This window comes from Blastococcus sp. TML/C7B, assembly GCF_016612845.1.
Taxonomy (GTDB): Bacteria; Actinomycetota; Actinomycetes; order Mycobacteriales; family Geodermatophilaceae; genus Blastococcus.
Window position 1 is genome coordinate 1957272 of sequence record NZ_JAEOAA010000001.1, and the last position, 15972, is coordinate 1973243.

Annotated in this window: 14 protein-coding genes; 12 read left to right on the forward strand and 2 right to left on the reverse strand. The window is 75.1% G+C overall.

The window, feature by feature from the left end; translation table 11 throughout:
* The first annotated feature begins 17 nt into the window (after window positions 1–17).
* The 10 genes from JKP76_RS09525 (at window position 18) to JKP76_RS09570 (ending at window position 10548) form a co-directional block, all read left to right on the forward strand.
* Entirely contained in the window at window positions 18–866 is an 849-nt protein-coding gene (locus JKP76_RS09525) for an ABC transporter permease subunit (RefSeq protein ID WP_309229854.1), read from the forward strand.
* Window positions 863–1747: an ABC transporter permease subunit gene (locus tag JKP76_RS09530; RefSeq protein WP_200490631.1), complete on the forward strand. Its 885-nt coding sequence runs from the start codon at window positions 863–865 to the stop codon at window positions 1745–1747. Before JKP76_RS09525 ends, JKP76_RS09530 begins: the two co-directional genes overlap by 4 nt.
* A complete protein-coding gene (locus JKP76_RS09535) occupies window positions 1744–2826 on the forward strand; it encodes an ABC transporter ATP-binding protein (protein WP_200490632.1) in 1083 nt (360 codons plus the stop codon). Before JKP76_RS09530 ends, JKP76_RS09535 begins: the two co-directional genes overlap by 4 nt.
* Window positions 2823–3920: a PLP-dependent cysteine synthase family protein gene (locus JKP76_RS09540; protein ID WP_200490633.1), complete on the forward strand. Its 1098-nt coding sequence runs from the start codon at window positions 2823–2825 to the stop codon at window positions 3918–3920. The genes JKP76_RS09535 and JKP76_RS09540 overlap by 4 nt, the downstream gene beginning before the upstream one ends.
* A 115-nt stretch (window positions 3921–4035) precedes the next feature.
* On the forward strand, window positions 4036–4815 hold the full coding sequence (locus JKP76_RS09545) for an electron transfer flavoprotein subunit beta/FixA family protein (protein WP_200490634.1): 780 nt from the start codon (window positions 4036–4038) through the stop codon (window positions 4813–4815).
* Window positions 4816–4851: 36 nt separating this feature from the next.
* A complete protein-coding gene (locus JKP76_RS09550) occupies window positions 4852–5814 on the forward strand; it encodes an electron transfer flavoprotein subunit alpha/FixB family protein (protein ID WP_200490635.1) in 963 nt (320 codons plus the stop codon).
* 103 nt (window positions 5815–5917) lie between these two features.
* Window positions 5918–7303, forward strand: a complete 1386-nt coding sequence (locus JKP76_RS09555; RefSeq protein ID WP_309229853.1) for an MFS transporter — start codon at window positions 5918–5920, stop codon at window positions 7301–7303.
* On the forward strand, window positions 7300–8490 hold the full coding sequence (locus JKP76_RS09560) for a cysteine desulfurase family protein (protein ID WP_200490636.1): 1191 nt from the start codon (window positions 7300–7302) through the stop codon (window positions 8488–8490). Before JKP76_RS09555 ends, JKP76_RS09560 begins: the two co-directional genes overlap by 4 nt.
* Window positions 8491–8500: 10 nt before the next feature.
* Window positions 8501–9571, forward strand: a complete 1071-nt coding sequence (gene mnmA, locus JKP76_RS09565; RefSeq protein ID WP_200490637.1) for a tRNA 2-thiouridine(34) synthase MnmA — start codon at window positions 8501–8503, stop codon at window positions 9569–9571.
* Complete coding sequence (locus tag JKP76_RS09570; RefSeq protein ID WP_200490638.1) at window positions 9568–10548, forward strand: methionine synthase; 981 nt, start codon at window positions 9568–9570, stop codon at window positions 10546–10548. The genes mnmA and JKP76_RS09570 overlap by 4 nt, the downstream gene beginning before the upstream one ends.
* A 15-nt stretch (window positions 10549–10563) precedes the next feature.
* On the opposite strand, the gene JKP76_RS09575 is transcribed toward JKP76_RS09570, so the two are convergent.
* On the reverse strand, window positions 10564–10944 hold the full coding sequence (locus JKP76_RS09575) for a hypothetical protein (protein WP_200490639.1): 381 nt from the start codon (window positions 10942–10944) through the stop codon (window positions 10564–10566).
* A 93-nt stretch (window positions 10945–11037) separates the two neighbouring features.
* On the opposite strand from JKP76_RS09575, the gene ligA reads away from it, so the two are divergent.
* Entirely contained in the window at window positions 11038–13194 is a 2157-nt protein-coding gene (gene ligA / locus JKP76_RS09580) for an NAD-dependent DNA ligase LigA (protein WP_200490640.1), read from the forward strand.
* Between the two features lie 52 nt (window positions 13195–13246).
* Entirely contained in the window at window positions 13247–13654 is a 408-nt protein-coding gene (locus JKP76_RS09585) for a PPOX class F420-dependent oxidoreductase (protein WP_309229852.1), read from the forward strand.
* Window positions 13655–13778: 124 nt separating this feature from the next.
* On the opposite strand, the gene JKP76_RS09590 is transcribed toward JKP76_RS09585, so the two are convergent.
* Complete coding sequence (locus tag JKP76_RS09590) at window positions 13779–15875, reverse strand: HNH endonuclease (RefSeq protein WP_200490641.1); 2097 nt, start codon at window positions 15873–15875, stop codon at window positions 13779–13781.
* Window positions 15876–15972 lie beyond the last annotated feature (97 nt).

The window sequence follows — 15972 nt, forward strand, 5'->3', positions numbered from 1 at the left end:
GGGGCCGGCGCGGCCGCGTGCTGACGGCGCTGGGGACGGTGCCGTTCTTCCTCTACGTCGCGGTGTTCCTGCTGCTCCCCATCGCGGTGCTGGCGGTCGAGGCGTTCCGCGCCACCGACCCGGTCACCTACGAGGAGACCTGGTCCACCGGCTCGATCACCACCATCACCGAGGGCGTCTACCGCCGCGCCTACCTGGGCAGCCTGCAGCTCTCGCTGATCACCGCCGTGCTCGCCGCCGTCCTCGGGCTGGCCTTGGCCGTCGCCATCCTGCGCGCCCGCCGCGGGCAGCTGCTGCGCCGGATGGTGCTCACCGCCTCGGGTGTCCTCGCCAACTTCGGCGGCATCCCGCTGGCCTTCGCGTTCATCGCCACCATCGGCAACCAGGGCGTGGTCACCGCGCTGCTCCAGGACACCCTCGGCATCGGCCTGGGCGGGTTCTCGCTGTACTCGATGACCGGCCTGGCGCTGGTCTACCTCTACTTCCTCGTGCCGCTGATGGTGCTCACGATCATCCCGGCGCTGGAGGCGCTCCGGCCGCAATGGCGGGAGGCCGCCGACAACCTCGGCGCGACGGGCTGGCAGTACTGGCGCTATGTGGGCGGGCCGGTGCTCGCCCCGCCGGTGCTCGGCGCCACCATGCTGCTGTTCGCCTCCGCGTTCGCCGCCTACGCGACCGCCAAGGCGCTGGTCGGCAGCAGCGTCCCGCTGGTCACGCTGCAGATCGCCGACGCGCTGTCGAGCAACGTCGTCGTCGGCGCGGAGAACCTCGGCAAGGCGCTGGCGCTCGGCATGGTCGTCGTCGTCGGCCTGGTCATGGCGTTCTACGCCTGGGTGCAGCGCCGCACGCAGCGGTGGCTGGCATGACCGCGCTGGCGGAGGGCGTCGCGGGCGCCGGGGGAGTCGCCCCGGACACCCCGGTCCGGTCCGGACGGCGTGGCGGCGGGGCCTGGCGGTTCGCCGTCCTCGGCCTGCTCGGGCTGTACTTCCTCATCCCGATCGCGGCCTCGTTCTGGTTCACCGTGCGCGACCGCCGGGACGGCGGGGTGACCGCCGAGTTCTACACCGGCATCCCCGGTGCCGACGGGTTCGCCGAGGCCTTCACCCGCTCACTGATCCTGGCCGCGCTCACCGTGCTCCTCGCGCTGGCGCTGATGATCCCGACCGTCGTCCTCGTGGACCTGCGGCTGCCCCGGCTGCGGACGGCGGTGGAGCTGCTCACCCTCATGCCGCTGGTCGTCCCGCCGATCGCGCTGGTCGTCGGCGTCCGCAGCGTGCTGTCGTGGGCACCGGACTACTTCCTGGGCACCCCGCTGGCGGATGCGTTCTTCGCGATCCAGGAACCGGACCTGCCCTGGATCCTGGTGTTCGCCTACGTCGTCCTGGCGCTGCCGTTCGTCTACCGCGCGCTGGACGCCGGCGTGCACGGGGCCGACCTGCGCACGCTCACCGAGGCCGCCCGCAACCTGGGCGCGTCCTGGCCGCGGGTGCTGGTCTCGGTGGTGCTGCCGGTGCTGCGCACCTCGGTGCTCAACGCCGCGTTCCTCACCCTCGCCCTCGTGCTGGGCGAGTTCACCTTCGCCAACATCCTCGGGTTCGAGACCTTCCCGACCTGGATCCTGCGGATCTCGGGCTCGGCGCCGCAGCTGTCGGTCGCCGTCTCCGTGCTCTCGCTGCTGGTCACCTGGCTGCTGCTGCTGATGATCTCCGCGCTGGACCGCCGGCGCGGCACGGAGGAGACCGCATGACCGCCGCCTCGCCCCGCACCGCGGCCGCGGCCCCGGACACCCGCCCCGGCGTGCCCATCCGGATCGAGGGGCTGACCCGGCGCTACGGCTCCGTCGTCGCCCTCGACGGGCTGGACCTGGACATCGCCGGCGGCGAGTTCCTCGCGCTGCTCGGCCCGTCGGGCTGCGGCAAGACGACGGCGCTGCGGGCGATCGCCGGGTTCGACCGGCCCGACGCCGGCCGGGTGCTGCTCGGCGACCGGGACGTCACCGGGGTGCCGGCGAACAAGCGGGACGCCGGCATGGTGTTCCAGGCCTACAGCCTGTTCCCGAACCTGACGGTCGCCGAGAACGTCGCCTTCGGGCTGCGGGTGCGGCGGCGGGACCGCGCCGAGCAGCGCACGCGGGCGGCCGAACTGCTCGAGCTGGTGGGCCTCGCCGACCGCGGCGACCGCTACCCGCACCAGCTCTCCGGCGGCCAGCAGCAGCGGGTCGCCCTGGCGCGGGCGCTGGCGGTGGCGCCGAAGGTGCTGCTGCTGGACGAGCCGCTGTCGGCCCTCGACGCCCAGGTGCGGGTGCAGCTGCGCGAGGAGATCCGGCGGATCCAGCTCGAGCTCGGCATCACCACCGTCTTCGTCACCCACGACCAGGCCGAGGCGCTGTCGGTGGCCGACCGGGTCGGCGTCATGCGGGCCGGGCGGCTCGAGCAGGTGGCCGGCCCGGACGAGCTCTACGAGCGCCCGGCGACGGCGTTCGTCGCGGAGTTCGTCGGCACGATGAACCGGCTGCCCGCCACGCTGTCGGCCGGCGCCGTCGAGCTGCTCGGCGTCCGCCGCCCGGTCGCGGGCTCCGCGCCCGCCGGTGCGGTGGAGGCGCTGGTCCGGCCGGAGGCCCTCGTGGTGACCGCCGGCGGGCCCGCGCACGTCGTCACCCGCACGTTCTCCGGTGCGGTCACCCGCCTGCTGGTCGCGCTGCCCGACGGCACCGAGGTGCGCGCGGACCTGGCCAGCGCCGACAGCCAGCACCTCACCGCGGGGACGGCGGTGTCGGTGGTGCCGGCCGAGCGGCCGGTGCTCGTCGTCCCGGCCGAGCCGGCATGACCTCCGTCGACCGCTCCGACCCCGGCGGCCGGGCCTGGGTGGACCGGGCGGTCGCGCTGGTGGAGGCCGATGCCCGGCGCAGCGCCGACACCCACCTGCTGGTCTACCCGCTGCCGCCGGAGTGGGGCATCGACCTCTACCTCAAGGACGAGTCGACCCACCCGACCGGCAGCCTCAAGCACCGGCTGGCCCGGTCGCTGTTCCTGTACGGCCTGTGCTCCGGCCAGATCACCGAGGGCAGCACCGTGGTGGAGGCCTCCAGCGGGTCGACGGCGGTGAGCGAGGCGTACTTCGCGCGGATGCTCGGGCTGCCGTTCGTGGCGGTCATGCCGCGCTCGACCAGCCCCGAGAAGATCGCGCTGATCGAGTTCCACGGCGGCCGATGCCACTTCGTGGACCGCGCCGCGGAGATGTACGGGGAGGCCCGGCGGCTGGCCGCCGAGTGCGGCGGGCACTACCTGGACCAGTTCACCTACGCCGAGCGGGCCACCGACTGGCGGGGCAACAACAACATCGCCGAGTCGATCTTCGACCAGCTCTCCGCCGAGCGGCACCCGGTGCCCGCGTGGGTGGTCGTGGGCGCCGGCACGGGCGGGACCAGCGCCACCATCGGCCGCTACCTGCGCTACCGGCGGCACCCCACCCGGCTGGCCGTCGTCGACCCGGAGAACTCCGCGTTCTTCCCGGGCTGGGCCGCCGGCGACCCGGAGGCGACCACCGGCGGGCGCTCGCGCATCGAGGGGATCGGCCGCCCGCGGGTGGAGCCCTCGTTCGTGCCGACCATCGTCGACCGGATGATCCGGGTGCCCGACGCCGCCTCGCTGGCCGCCATGCGCCACCTGGCCGAGGTCACCGGCCGGCGGGCGGGCGGCTCCACCGGCACCAACCTGTGGGGCGCCTTCTCGCTGGTGGCCGAGCTGCGCGCCAGCGGCCGCACCGGCAGCGTCGTCACCCTGCTGTGCGACGGCGGCGAGCGGTACGCGCACACCTACTACTCCGACGAGTGGGTCGCCGGGCAGGGGCTGGACCTGGCGCCGCACGCCGCCACGCTGCGCCGATTCGCCGAGACCGGCGACTGGCCGACCACGGCGTGACGTGGCTCACCAGGCCCTCGTCCCGCAGTGCCGAAACGGGGAAGTAACCTCCGAAGTCGGAGTTGGTCGGGCGTTCGCCCGCACCCCCTGACGCGTCGCGGAGGTATGTCTGGCGATGAACATCGTCGTTCTGGTCAAGCAGGTCCCGGATTCCGGCAGCGAGCGCAAGATGGATCCGGCGGACAACACCGTCGCCCGCGCCGCCGCTGACAACGTCGTCAACGAGATCGACGAGTACGCCATCGAAGAGGCGCTCGTGGTCAAGGAGGCCCAGGGCGGTGAGGTCACCGTCCTGACCGTCGGCCCCGACAGCGCCACCGACGCCATCCGCAAGGCGCTCTCCATGGGTGCCGACAAGGCGGTCCACGTCTCCGACGAGGCCATCAAGGGCTCCGACGCCGTCCAGATCAGCGCCGTCCTGGCCGCTGCCCTGGGTCAGCTGGAGTACGACCTCATCATCTGCGGCGCCGAGGCGACCGACAGCCAGATGAGCGTCATGCCGGCCCTGCTGGCCGAGCGCCTGGGCCTGCCGCAGCTCTCCGGTGCCCGCAAGCTCACCGTCGACGGCGGCGTCGCCAAGATCGAGCGGCAGACCGACGGCGGCTACTGGGCCGTCGAGGCCCCGCTGCCCGCGATCGTGTCCACCTGGGACACCATCAACGAGCCGCGCTACCCGTCGTTCAAGGGGATCATGGCCGCCAAGAAGAAGCCGGTCGAGACCAAGACCCTGGCCGACCTCGGCGTCGACGCCTCGGTCGTCGGGCTGGCCAACGCCACCACCCAGGTCCTCGACTTCGCCGGTCGCCCGCCCAAGGGCGAGGGCGTCAAGGTGACGGACGAGGGCGACGGCGCGCAGAAGTTCGTCGACTTCCTCGCCGGCCAGAAGATCGTCTGAGCCCGGCCCGGATCGAAGGAAGAGGAGAAGCTACTCATGGCAGAGGTCCTGGTCCTGGCCGAGCTCAACCCGGCCGGTGGAGGAGTCCGCAAGACGACCCTCGAGGCGCTGACCGCGGCGCGTGCGCTCGGTGAGCCGTCCGCCGTCGTCATCGCCGCCCCCGGCACCGCCGCGGGCGTGAAGGACGCGCTGGCCGAGTACGGCGCGGCCACCGTCTACGTCGCCGAGGCCCCCGAGGTCGACGAGTTCCTCGTCGCCCCCAAGGCCGAGGTGCTGGCCCAGCTGGTCGGCGAGAAGTCGCCGGCCGCGGTCGTCATCCCCTCCTCGCCCGAGGGCAAGGAGGTGGCCGCGCGCCTGGCCGTCAAGGTCGGCAGCGGTTTCCTGACCGACGTCACCGAGATCGCCGCCGACGGCACCGCGACCCAGGTCGCGTTCGCCGGCCAGGTGATCGTGCACTCGAAGGTCACCGCCGGCACCCCGATCTACACGCTGCGCGGCAACTCGGTCACCCCCGAGCCGGCCCCCGCCGCCGGTGCCGAGCAGGCCGTGACGGTGTCGGTCTCCGACGCCGCCAAGGGCGCGAAGGTCACCGACCGCGTGATCGAGCAGAAGAGCAGCCGCCCCGAGCTCACCGAGGCCTCGATCGTGGTCTCCGGTGGTCGCGGTGTGGCCAGCGCCGAGAACTTCTCGATCATCGAGGGCCTGGCCGACTCGCTCGGTGCCGCCGTCGGCGCCTCGCGCGCCGCGGTCGACTCCGGCTTCTACCCGCACAGCTTCCAGGTCGGGCAGACCGGCAAGACCGTCTCGCCGCAGCTCTACGTGGCCGTCGGCATCTCCGGTGCCATCCAGCACCGCGCCGGCATGCAGACGTCGAAGACGATCGTCGCCATCAACAAGGACCCGGAGGCGCCGATCTTCGAGCTCGCCGACTTCGGTGTCATCGGCGACCTCAACACCGTCGTCCCGACGGCGACCGAGCTGATCACCGCTCGCAAGTAGGACCTCGCACCGACGCCCGGGCGTCGCTCCCTCCGGGGAGCGGCGCCCGGACGCGTTCCCGGACCCGGGAAGGTCCGGGGCGCCCGCGGGGTTGGGTCGCTGCGTGGAGGAGTCACGCGCGTCGATCTGGGACGCCGGCCACCGGCTGACGACGATCGGGCTGCTCACCCTCGTCACCCTGATCGCCTTCGAGGCGATGGCGGTCGGGACGGCGATGCCGACGGCGGTCGACGAGCTCGACGGCGTCGCCTGGTACGCCTGGCCCTTCAGCGCGTTCCTCGTCACGTCGATCGTCGGCATGGTCGTCGGCGGCGAGGTGGGGGACCGGCGCTCGCCCCGGCCCGGCGTCCTCGCGGGCGTGCTGGTGTTCGCCGCGGGGCTGCTCGTCGCCGGCCTCGCCCAGCACATGGCGGTGCTGGTCCTCGGCCGCGCGGTGCAGGGCCTGGGCGCCGGCGTGGTCATCGTGCTGCTCTACGTCATCGCCGGGCAGGCGTACTCCGCGGAGCTGCGCCCGCGGCTGTTCGGCGCCTTCGCCGCCGGCTGGGTGCTGCCGGCCCTGGTGGGGCCGCTCGCCGCCGGGCTGGTCACCACGCACGTCGGCTGGCGCGGAGTGTTCCTGGGCCTGCTGCCGCTGGTCGGGGCCGGCCTGGCCCTGCTCCTGAGCGCGGCGCCCGATGTCGCGCCCGAGGGGGTCGACGGCGACCGGCGCAGCAACGCGTTCTGGGCGCTGCTGGCCGGCGCGGGGATCGCCACGCTGCAGTACGCCGCGCAGCGCCTGGACGTCGTCTCCCCCGGGCTGGCCCTGGTCGGTGCCGCCGCGCTCGCCGCCGGCCTGCGCCGGTTGCTGCCGCGCGGCACGGTCCGCGCCCGGCCGGGCATCCCCGCGGTCGTGGCCTGCCGCGGCCTGGCCGCCGGCGCCTTCTTCGGCATGGACGCGCTGCTGCCCTTCGTGCTCACCCAGCAGCACGGGTGGAGCGCCGCGACCGCCGGGCTGCCGCTGACGGCCGGCGCGGTCGGCTGGGTGGTCGCCGCGCAGCTGCAGGGCCGCCGGCCCGACGTGCCCCGGCGACGGGTGCTGCGCGCCGGGTTCCTGCTGCTCGCGCTCGGGCTGGTCGCCTCCGCCGCCACCGCGGTGCCGGCGCTCGGCGGCTGGCCGGCCTACCTGACCTGGGGCGTCGCGGGTGTGGGCATGGGGCTGGCGATGCCCAGCGTCGGCGTGCTGCTGCTCGACCAGTCGCCGGAGGCCGAGCGCGGCGCGAACTCCGCGGCGCTGCAGATCTCCGACGTCACCGGCTCGGCGCTGTGCGTCGGGCTCTCCGGCCTGCTGGTCGCCGGGGCGGCCGACGGCGGGGGCGACCTCGCACCGGCGGTGCTGCTCGCGGTGGCCGTGCTGTCGATCCCCGCGATCGTGGGTGCCCGCGTGGCCGGGCGCACCGTCCCGCCGGGCCAGGAGGCTCCGGCGGCCGCGACTACCCTGGCGGCGACATGACGTATCTGGACCACGCGGCGACGACGCCGATGCTGCCCGAGGTGCTCGCGGCGATGACCGAGCAGCTGGGCCGGGTCGGCAACGCCTCGTCGCTGCACGCCAGCGGCCGGGCCGCCCGCCGGGTGGCGGAGCAGTCGCGCGAGCGGCTGGCCGAGGCGCTGGGCGCCCGCCCGTCGGAGGTGCTCTTCACCGGCGGCGGGACCGAGAGCGACAACCTGGCCATCAAGGGCATGTTCTGGGCGCGCCGCGGGTCCGACGCGCAGCGCCGACGGCTGGTGGTCAGCCCGGCCGAGCACCACGCCGTCCTGGACAGCGTCGAGTGGCTGGTCAAGCACGACGGCGCCGAGGTGACCTGGCTGCCCGTCGAGCCCAGCGGGCGGATCCGGCCCGAGGCGCTCGCCGAGGCGCTGGGCGACGGCCGCGACGTGGCGCTGGTCAGCGTCATGTGGGCGAACAACGAGATCGGCACGGTCAACGACATCGCCGCGCTGACCGCCGTCGCGCACGCCGTGGGGGTGCCGGTGCACACCGACGCCGTCCAGGCCGTCGGGCAGGTGCCGGTCGACTTCGGCGCCAGCGGCGTCGACGCGCTCACGATGACCGGGCACAAGCTGGGCGGGCCGATGGGCGCGGGCGCGCTGCTCCTGCGCCGCGACGCGGACTGCACGCCGCTGCTGCACGGCGGCGGGCAGGAGCGCGACGTCCGCTCGGGGACGCTCGACGTCGCCGCGATCGTCGGGCTCGGCGTCGCCACGGTCACCGCCGTCGGCAGCCGGGGGGAGCGGGCCGCCCGGGTGGGCGAGCTGCGCGACCGGCTGGTGCGCGAGGTCGCCGCGCAGGTGCCCGACGCGCAGCTCAACGGCGCCCCGCTGGACGACGTCGTCGCCGGCGGACCCGGGCGGCTGCCCGGCAACGCGCACCTGTCCTTCCCCGGCGCCGAGGGCGACGCGCTGCTCATGCTGCTCGACGCCCGCGGCATCGAGTGCTCGACCGGGTCGGCGTGCAGCGCCGGCGTCGCGCGGCCCAGCCACGTGCTGCTGGCGGTGGGCGCCGACGGCGAGCGGGCCCGCAGCTCGCTCCGGTTCAGCCTCGGTCACACCTCGACCGACGCCGATGTCGACGCCGTCGTCGAGGTGATCGGGCCGGTCGTGGAGCGGGCTCGGCGGGCGGGGCTGGGTCGACGATGAGGTGGCGCCGATGAGGGTGCTCGCCGCCATGAGCGGGGGAGTGGACTCGGCCGTCGCCGCCGCCCTGGCCGTCGAGGCCGGGCACGACGTCACCGGGGTGCACCTGGCGCTGTCGCAGAACCGGCAGACGCTGCGCAGCGGCTCCCGCGGGTGCTGCAGCGTCGAGGACTCGCACGACGCGCGCCGGGTCGCCGACGAGCTGGGCATCCCGTTCTACGTGTGGGACCTCGCCGACCGGTTCACCGAGGACGTCGTCGACGACTTCGTGGCCGAGTACGCCGCGGGGCGCACGCCCAACCCGTGCCTGCGCTGCAACGAGAAGATCAAGTTCTCGGCGGTGCTCGACCGCGCGCTGTCGCTCGGGTTCGACGCCGTCGTCACCGGGCACCACGCGCGGCTCGCCGACGGTGCGCTGCGGCGATCGGTCGACGCGGCGAAGGACCAGTCCTACGTGCTGGGTGTGCTCACCGCCGAGCAGCTGGCCGCCGCCTGGTTCCCGCTCGGGGGCATGACCAAGGAGCGGGTGCGCGAGATCGCCGCCGAGCGCGGGTTCGCCGTCGCCACCAAGCCGGACTCGCACGACATCTGCTTCATCCCCGACGGCGACACCCGCGGCTTCCTGGCCCGCCGGCTCGGCAGCCGCCCCGGGCCGGTGGTGGACGCCACGACCGGCGAGACCGTCGGCCAGCACGACGGCACCTACGGCTTCACCGTCGGCCAGCGCCGCGGCCTGGGGGTCGCCGCCGGGGACGCGCGGCCGCGGTACGTGCTCGGCATCGAGCCGGTCAGCCGCACGGTCACGATCGGCACGGCGGAGCTGGCGTCGGTCGACGAGGTGCGCACCGGTGCGCCGACCTGGACCGGTGCCGCGCCGGTGCTGCCGGGCCGCTTCGAGGTGCAGCTCCGGGCGCACGGCAGCCCGGTGCCCTGCGAGGTCAGTGCCGACGACGACGGCCTGCGCATCGAGCCGGCGGTCCCGCAGCGCGGGGTCGCGCCGGGCCAGTCCGCCGTCCTCTACGAGCCGGACGCGGAGCGCGGCGACCGGGTGGTGGGCCAGGCGGCCGTGCGGCTCGCCCGGTGACCGCACCCTGGGGGCCGGTCACCGGCGTCGGGTCGCTGCCCGGCACGGACACGGCCGAGGCCGTCCGCACCGTGCTCGGCGAGCTGCCGGGCATGCCGCACCTGCCCGAGCTGCCGGGCCGCGGGGCCGGCGCCGACATGATCGGGCGGACGGCGGCGCTGCTGGTCGGGCTGGCCGTCGACATCACGCCGGCCGGCTGGCGGCTGGTGCCGCGCTCGGGCATCGAGCAGCGGCGGGCCGAGGAGTTCCTGGCGCGCGACCTCGACGCGCTGCACGAGCAGGCCGACGGGTTCACCGGGACGCTGAAGCTGCAGGCCGCCGGGCCGTGGACGCTGGCCGCCTCCCTGGAGCGCACCCGCGGTGAGCGGGCGGTCGTGGACGCCGGGGCGCGCCGCGACCTGGCGCAGTCGCTCACCGAGGGGTTCGCGGCGCACGCCGCCGCCGTCGCGGCGCGGGTGCCCGGAGCGCGCCTGGTGCTGCAGCTCGACGAGCCGAGCGTGCCCGCGGTGCTGCAGGGCGCGCTGCCCACGGCGAGCGGATTCGGTCGGCTGCCGGCCGTGCCCGCCGAGGTCGTCGAGCAGGAGCTGCGGGCCGTGGTCACCGGCCTGCCCGCGCCGGTGGTCGTGCACTGCTGCGCGCCCCGCATGCCCCTGGGGCTGTTCCGCGCCGCGGGTGCGGCCGGGCTGTCGTTCGACCTGGGGGTGGTGCAGGACCTCGACGCGGTGGGTGAGGCCGTCGACGCCGGCGTCCACCTGCTGGCCGGGGTGGTGCCGGGCACCGACGCGGCGCTGCCCTCTCCGAAGGCGACCGCCTCGCGGGTGCGGGGCTGGTGGCGCGAGCTGGGCTTCTCCGCCGAGGCGCTGCCGGACGCCGTCACCCTGACGCCGTCCTGCGGGCTGGCCGGGGCGAGCCCCGCGTACGCCCGGGCGGCGATGACCCACCTGCGCGAGGCGGCGGAGCAGCTCCAGCCGGAGTAGGCCCTCGCGGCCCCTTCAGCGCAGCTCGCCCACCCGGCAGACGGTGGTGCCCGACCGGGGGCAGGCCCAGGTGACGTCGTCCCCGGCGCGCCGGACGACGAGCGGGTGGCTGTCCGGGTGCTCGGGGCAGGGCGGCCAGCTCGTCCTCGCGGTGCCCCACAGCTCCTCGACCGCCCAGTCGTGCACCTGGTCCGCGACGTGGGCGAGCTGCTCCGGCAACGGGGCGCCCAGGACGACCGACACGCCGGTTCCGCTGCCGTCGGCGGACCACAGCCAGGCGGAGGCGACGCCCTCCTCATCAGCCGGGTCCTGATCGCCGATCCGGTGCGGCTGCGGCCCGCCGGCCCGGAGGTCGTGGAGCACCGGTTCGAGGGCGCGGGCGAGCTCGGGGTGCACACCGGCATCGTGGCAGGCCGGCCGGTACCGGCGGTCCTCACTGCCCCGGGTGACGTCCGGTTGGCTGTCGTACCGGCCGGATAACGTTCCCGCGTGAGCACCGATCCCGCTGCGCTGGACGAGCCCGCCGTCGAGGCGGCGACCGACCGCGAGGACGTCACCGAGGTCCCCGACGACGCGCGCACCCGCCACCGCGACCTCTCCGAGGAACTGGACCGGTACGCCTTCGCCTACTACGTCCGCGACGAGCCGCTGGTCAGCGACGGCCAGTACGACGAGCTCATGGGCGAGCTCAAGGCGCTCGAGGCCGCCCACCCGGCGCTGCTCACGCCCGACTCGCCGAGCCAGAAGGTCAACGGCGGGTTCACCGCGACGTTCGCGCCGGTGCAGCACCTGGAGCGGATGCAGAGCCTGGACAACGCGTTCAGCAGCGACGAGCTCTCCGCCTGGGCGGCGCGGGCGGAGCGCGAGGGCGCGGCCGGTGCCGCCTACCTGTGCGAGCTCAAGGTCGACGGGGTCGCGGTCGCGATCGTCTACGAGAACGGCCGGATGGTCCGCGCGGCCACCCGGGGCGACGGGACGACGGGGGAGGACGTGACCGCCAACGTCCGCACCATGGCGGGCGTGCCGCAGCAGCTCTCCGGGGACGACGTCCCCGAGCTGCTCGAGGTGCGGGGCGAGATCTACTTCCCGGTCGCCGCGTTCGCCGACGTCAACGCCGGCATGGTCGAGGCGGGCAAGGCGCCGTTCGCCAACCCGCGGAACGCCGCCGCGGGGTCGCTGCGGCAGAAGGACCCGCGGGTCACCGCCTCCCGGCCGCTGCGGCTGGTCGTGCACGGGGTCGGGGCGCATCGCGGCTTCGACGTCGACCGGCAGTCGGCCGCCTACGAGCGGCTGCGTTCGCTGGGCCTGCCGGTGAGCGACCGGTCGCGCGTGGTCGAGGACCTCGAGGCGGTGTGGGCGTTCATCGAGCAGACCAAGGAGCAGCGGCACTCGGTCGAGCACGAGATCGACGGCGTCGTCGTCAAGGTCGACCAGTACGCGCTGCAGCGGCGGCTGGGGTCGACGTCGCGGGCCCCGCGCTGGGCGATCGCGTTCAAGTACCCGCCGGAGGAGGCGACGACGAAGCTGCTCGACATCCGGGTGAACGTCGGCCGCACCGGGCGGGTCACGCCGTTCGCGTACATGGAGCCGGTGAAGGTGGCCGGGTCGACGGTGCAGCTGGCCACGCTGCACAACGCCTCCGAGGTCGTGCGCAAGGGCGTGCTGATCGGCGACACGGTCGTCATCCGGAAGGCCGGGGACGTCATCCCCGAGGTGCTCGGCCCGGTGGTCGCGGCGCGGACCGGGGACGAGCGGGCGTTCGAGATGCCGTCGCACTGCCCCGAGTGCGGCACCGAGCTGCGGCCGGAGAAGGAGGGCGACGCCGACATCCGCTGCCCGAACTCCCGGTCGTGCCCGGCGCAGCTGCGGGAGCGGGTGTTCCACGTCGCCGGCCGCGGGGCGTTCGACATCGAGAACCTGGGCTACGAGGCGGCGATCGCGCTGCTGGAGGGCGGCCTGCTGCAGGACGAGGGCGACATCTTCTTCCTCGACGAGGAGAAGCTCCGCCGCACCACGTTCTTCACGAAGAAGAAGGACGCAGCCTTGTCGGCCAACGGGCAGAAGCTGCTCACCAACCTGCAGAGCCGCAAGGACGTGCCGCTGTGGCGGGTGCTGGTCGCGCTCTCCATCCGGCACGTCGGGCCGACCGCGGCGCAGGCGCTGGCCCGCGACTTCCGCTCGCTGGACCGGATCGCGGAGGCGTCCGAGGAGGAGCTCGCCGCCGCCGACGGCGTGGGGCCCACGATCGCGACGTCGATCCGCGACTGGTTCGCCGTCGACTGGCACCGCGAGGTGGTGGAGAAGTGGCGTCGCGCCGGGGTGCGCATGGTCGACGAGGGCAGCGACGCCGGCCCGGGGCCGCTGACCGGTGTGACCGTGGTGGTCACCGGGTCGCTGCGGGACTACAGCCGCGACCAGGCGACCGCCGCCATCCAGGAGCGCGGCGGCAAGGTGACCGGGTCGGTGTCGAAGAAGACCGGGTTCGTCGTCGTCGGTGCCGACCCGGGGAGCAAGTACGACAAGGCGGTGCAGGTGAAGGCGCCGGTCCTCGACGACGACGGGTTCCAGGTGCTGCTTGACCAGGGGCCGGACGCCGCCCGCGAGGTCGCGACGATCGGCGACGGGAGCGAGCCGCCGGCGGAGTGACGCCGCTGGTCTCGGGTAGGGGCCGGGTCCACTGCTCCGGAAGGACCCCTGCGTGGCCGTGCCCGCTGCTCTCCCCGACGCCCTGCTCGACCTGCTCCGCCGGGCGAGCCCCTGCTTCCTCTCGACCCTCATGCCGGACGGCTCGCCCCAGCTGACGCAGACCTGGGTGGACACCGACGGGCACGACGTCCTGATCAACACCGTCCGCGGGCACCAGAAGGTGCGGAACGTCGAGCGCGACCCGCGAGTGGCGCTCAACGTGGCCGACCCCGACGATCCGAGCCGCTACTTCGAGGTGCGGGGCCGTGTCACCGAGGTGACCGAGGACGGAGCGCGGGAGCACATCGACGCGCTCTCCCAGCGCTACATCGGTCGCCCCTACCCCTGGTTCGGCGGCCGGGACCAGGTGCGGCTGCTGGTGCGGATCACCCCGGAGAAGGTCACCTCGCCGCGCGGCTGACCGTGGCCCGCCCTCTGCCCGGCGCTCCAGTGACGAGGCGACCCAGCAACCAGGCGGCGAGGCGACCAGGCGACCGCAGGACCCCGCGATCAGGCGCCCGGCGCCCCGGTGATGCGGCGTCCGGTCAGAACGGGGGAGGCGTGGTGGTCGCGACCAGACCGCTCGGCGTGACGACCGTGAGCGTGCCGTCCTCCGACAGGTGGTGCTGCCAGCCCGGCGCCTGGTGCTTCCCGCGGTGGTGCCCGGTGCAGTAGCCGGCGAGGTTGCCGGCGCTCGTCGGCCCGTCGGGCCACGGCCGGTCGTGGTCGAGCTCGCCGCCCAGCGGCACCCGCCGGCGGCACCCGGGCTGCCGGCAGCGCCGGTCGCGCGCGCGGAGGAAGCGGTCGAGCTTCGCCCCGGGTCGGTAGCCGGAGCTCGGTGGCGGTGGACCGAGGCCCGGGCGGTCGCCGAGGTCGTGATCGCACCGGGCCGGGTCGCGGCGGCAGGAGTCGTCGCCGCAGGTGGCCAACGCGCACAACTCGGTGCTGTCGGTCAGTGCCAGGAGCGCTCCGCTGAGGTCGTCCACGATCGCGATGCGGGGCCGGTCGAGCAGCCCGCCGCCCGCGGTGCGCTCCAGCAGTGCGGCCAGCGCCTCGCGCTGCCCGGCGGTGGCCGCCACGAGCGCGTCGATCGCCCCGCGGGCCCGCGTCATCCGCCCGGCCGGGCCGTCCTCCCACGCCGCGTCGTCGTCCGCCGCGGCACGTCCGGCCGCCGCGACCGCCCGATCGGCCCGACCCACCGCGCGTTGCAGCTCCAGCAGGGCCGCGCTCGCCTCGTCGACCGCTCGATCGGCACGCGCCCACCCTGGGGACGCATCGGCCCCGTCGGGCGGTGACGTCGGAGTGCCCGGTGGTGCCGCGTCCACCGGCGACGCCGCGTCGGCCGATGGCGTCGCGTCCACATCTGACGCCGGGTCGGCTGGGGGTGTCGGCGGGCGGGAGTCGGTCGCCTCGGTGGGTGGTTCCGCATCGGGTGGCGTCCAGTCGTCGTCCGGCGGGGTGGGGCCACTGCGGCGGGCCTGCTCGGCCCACCAGCGCTCGAGCACCTCGAGCGGCGGGTCCTCCTCGCCGCCCCACTCACCCCGCAGCGCCCGCGCCTCCACCTCGGTCCACCAGCGCTCGTCCGCGGCGCGCATCGCGTCGTTCCACGCCTCGACCGGGGGCTCGTCGAACAGCCACCCCGCGGCCGGAGGCGCACCGCCCGGGTCCGGCGCCGCAGCGGGCCCGCCAGGGTCGGGGGCCGCGTCGGGCAGCAGTCCCAGGGCACGGGCGAGGGCACGCACCACCTCCGCCGGCACCGGCTCGCCGCCGATCTCGCCGGGCTGGTCCCCGCCCAGCAGCGTGGCGATGCCCGCGACCACGGTGAGCCGCGCCCGCACCGGAGGTCCGTCGTGCTCGCCCGGCCGGAGCACGAGGTCGAGCAGGCAGTCGGCCATCTTCTGGCCGCGCGTCCGGGGATCGTCCGGGTCGTCGATGGCGTCCGCGTACTGACCGAGCACGTCCAGCAGGGCCTGGGCCTCGGGCACGGTGATCAGGGCGTCGAACACGGCCATGCCCTCGCGGCGGTCCGCCCGCACCGACACCCCGCGCTCGCGGAGCGCCCGCGCCAGCCGCTGGGCCGCGGCGGCCGCGTCGTGCCGCAGCACCGAGCGCCGCACCTTCGCACCCAGCTGCGGCGGCGTCGTGACCGACCGGCCGGCCACCCACTCGAGCACCTCCCGCTCCACCCGGGCGCGGATCGCCGCGTCGCGGATGGGCGCCACCTTCTCCAGCAGCGACCAGAGGTGCCCCTCGTGGATCAACCCGGACTCGAGTGCCGCCAGGACGCGGGGCAGCCGGTGCACCAGCGTGAGCGACCGCTCCAGCAGGTTCTCGGCCGCGACCGGGCTGATCGACAGCGCCACCACGAGCTCCTGCGCCGCCCACTCGCTGACGTCGGCCAGCACCTCGGGACGGGCGGCCCGCCGTTCCGCGCTCATGGCGCCCGGCGTGCCGGCGGGGCGGTCGGCCGACGTGGGCCGGGTCGCGGCGAAGGCGGCCACCGCCCGGGCACGGCGGGCGAGCTGCCGGCCGGCCTCGCGCTGGGCGGCCTGCACGACCCCCAGCGGCCCCGAGGCCCAGCCGACCGACGGCGCCTCGGGCGCGGCCGGACCGGCCGTCGTCCCCGTCGCAGCGCCGCTCATGCGTTCGATCATACGTTCGAACGACCATGCCGACAAGGTGCCTGTGGACGGAGAAAACGCAGGTGGACCGGGGGAGCAGTATGCCGGGGCGAGCCGC

Coding starts and splice junctions, on each gene's coding strand:
- JKP76_RS09530 (WP_200490631.1), top strand. CDS start 863: ATGACCGCGCTGGCGGAGGGCGTCGCGGGCGCCGGGGGAGTCGCCCCG.
- JKP76_RS09535 (WP_200490632.1), top strand. CDS start 1,744: ATGACCGCCGCCTCGCCCCGCACCGCGGCCGCGGCCCCGGACACCCGC.
- JKP76_RS09540 (WP_200490633.1), top strand. CDS start 2,823: ATGACCTCCGTCGACCGCTCCGACCCCGGCGGCCGGGCCTGGGTGGAC.
- JKP76_RS09545 (WP_200490634.1), top strand. CDS start 4,036: ATGAACATCGTCGTTCTGGTCAAGCAGGTCCCGGATTCCGGCAGCGAG.
- JKP76_RS09550 (WP_200490635.1), top strand. CDS start 4,852: ATGGCAGAGGTCCTGGTCCTGGCCGAGCTCAACCCGGCCGGTGGAGGA.
- JKP76_RS09560 (WP_200490636.1), top strand. CDS start 7,300: ATGACGTATCTGGACCACGCGGCGACGACGCCGATGCTGCCCGAGGTG.
- mnmA (WP_200490637.1), top strand. CDS start 8,501: ATGAGGGTGCTCGCCGCCATGAGCGGGGGAGTGGACTCGGCCGTCGCC.
- JKP76_RS09590 (WP_200490641.1), bottom strand. CDS start 15,875: ATGAGCGGCGCTGCGACGGGGACGACGGCCGGTCCGGCCGCGCCCGAG.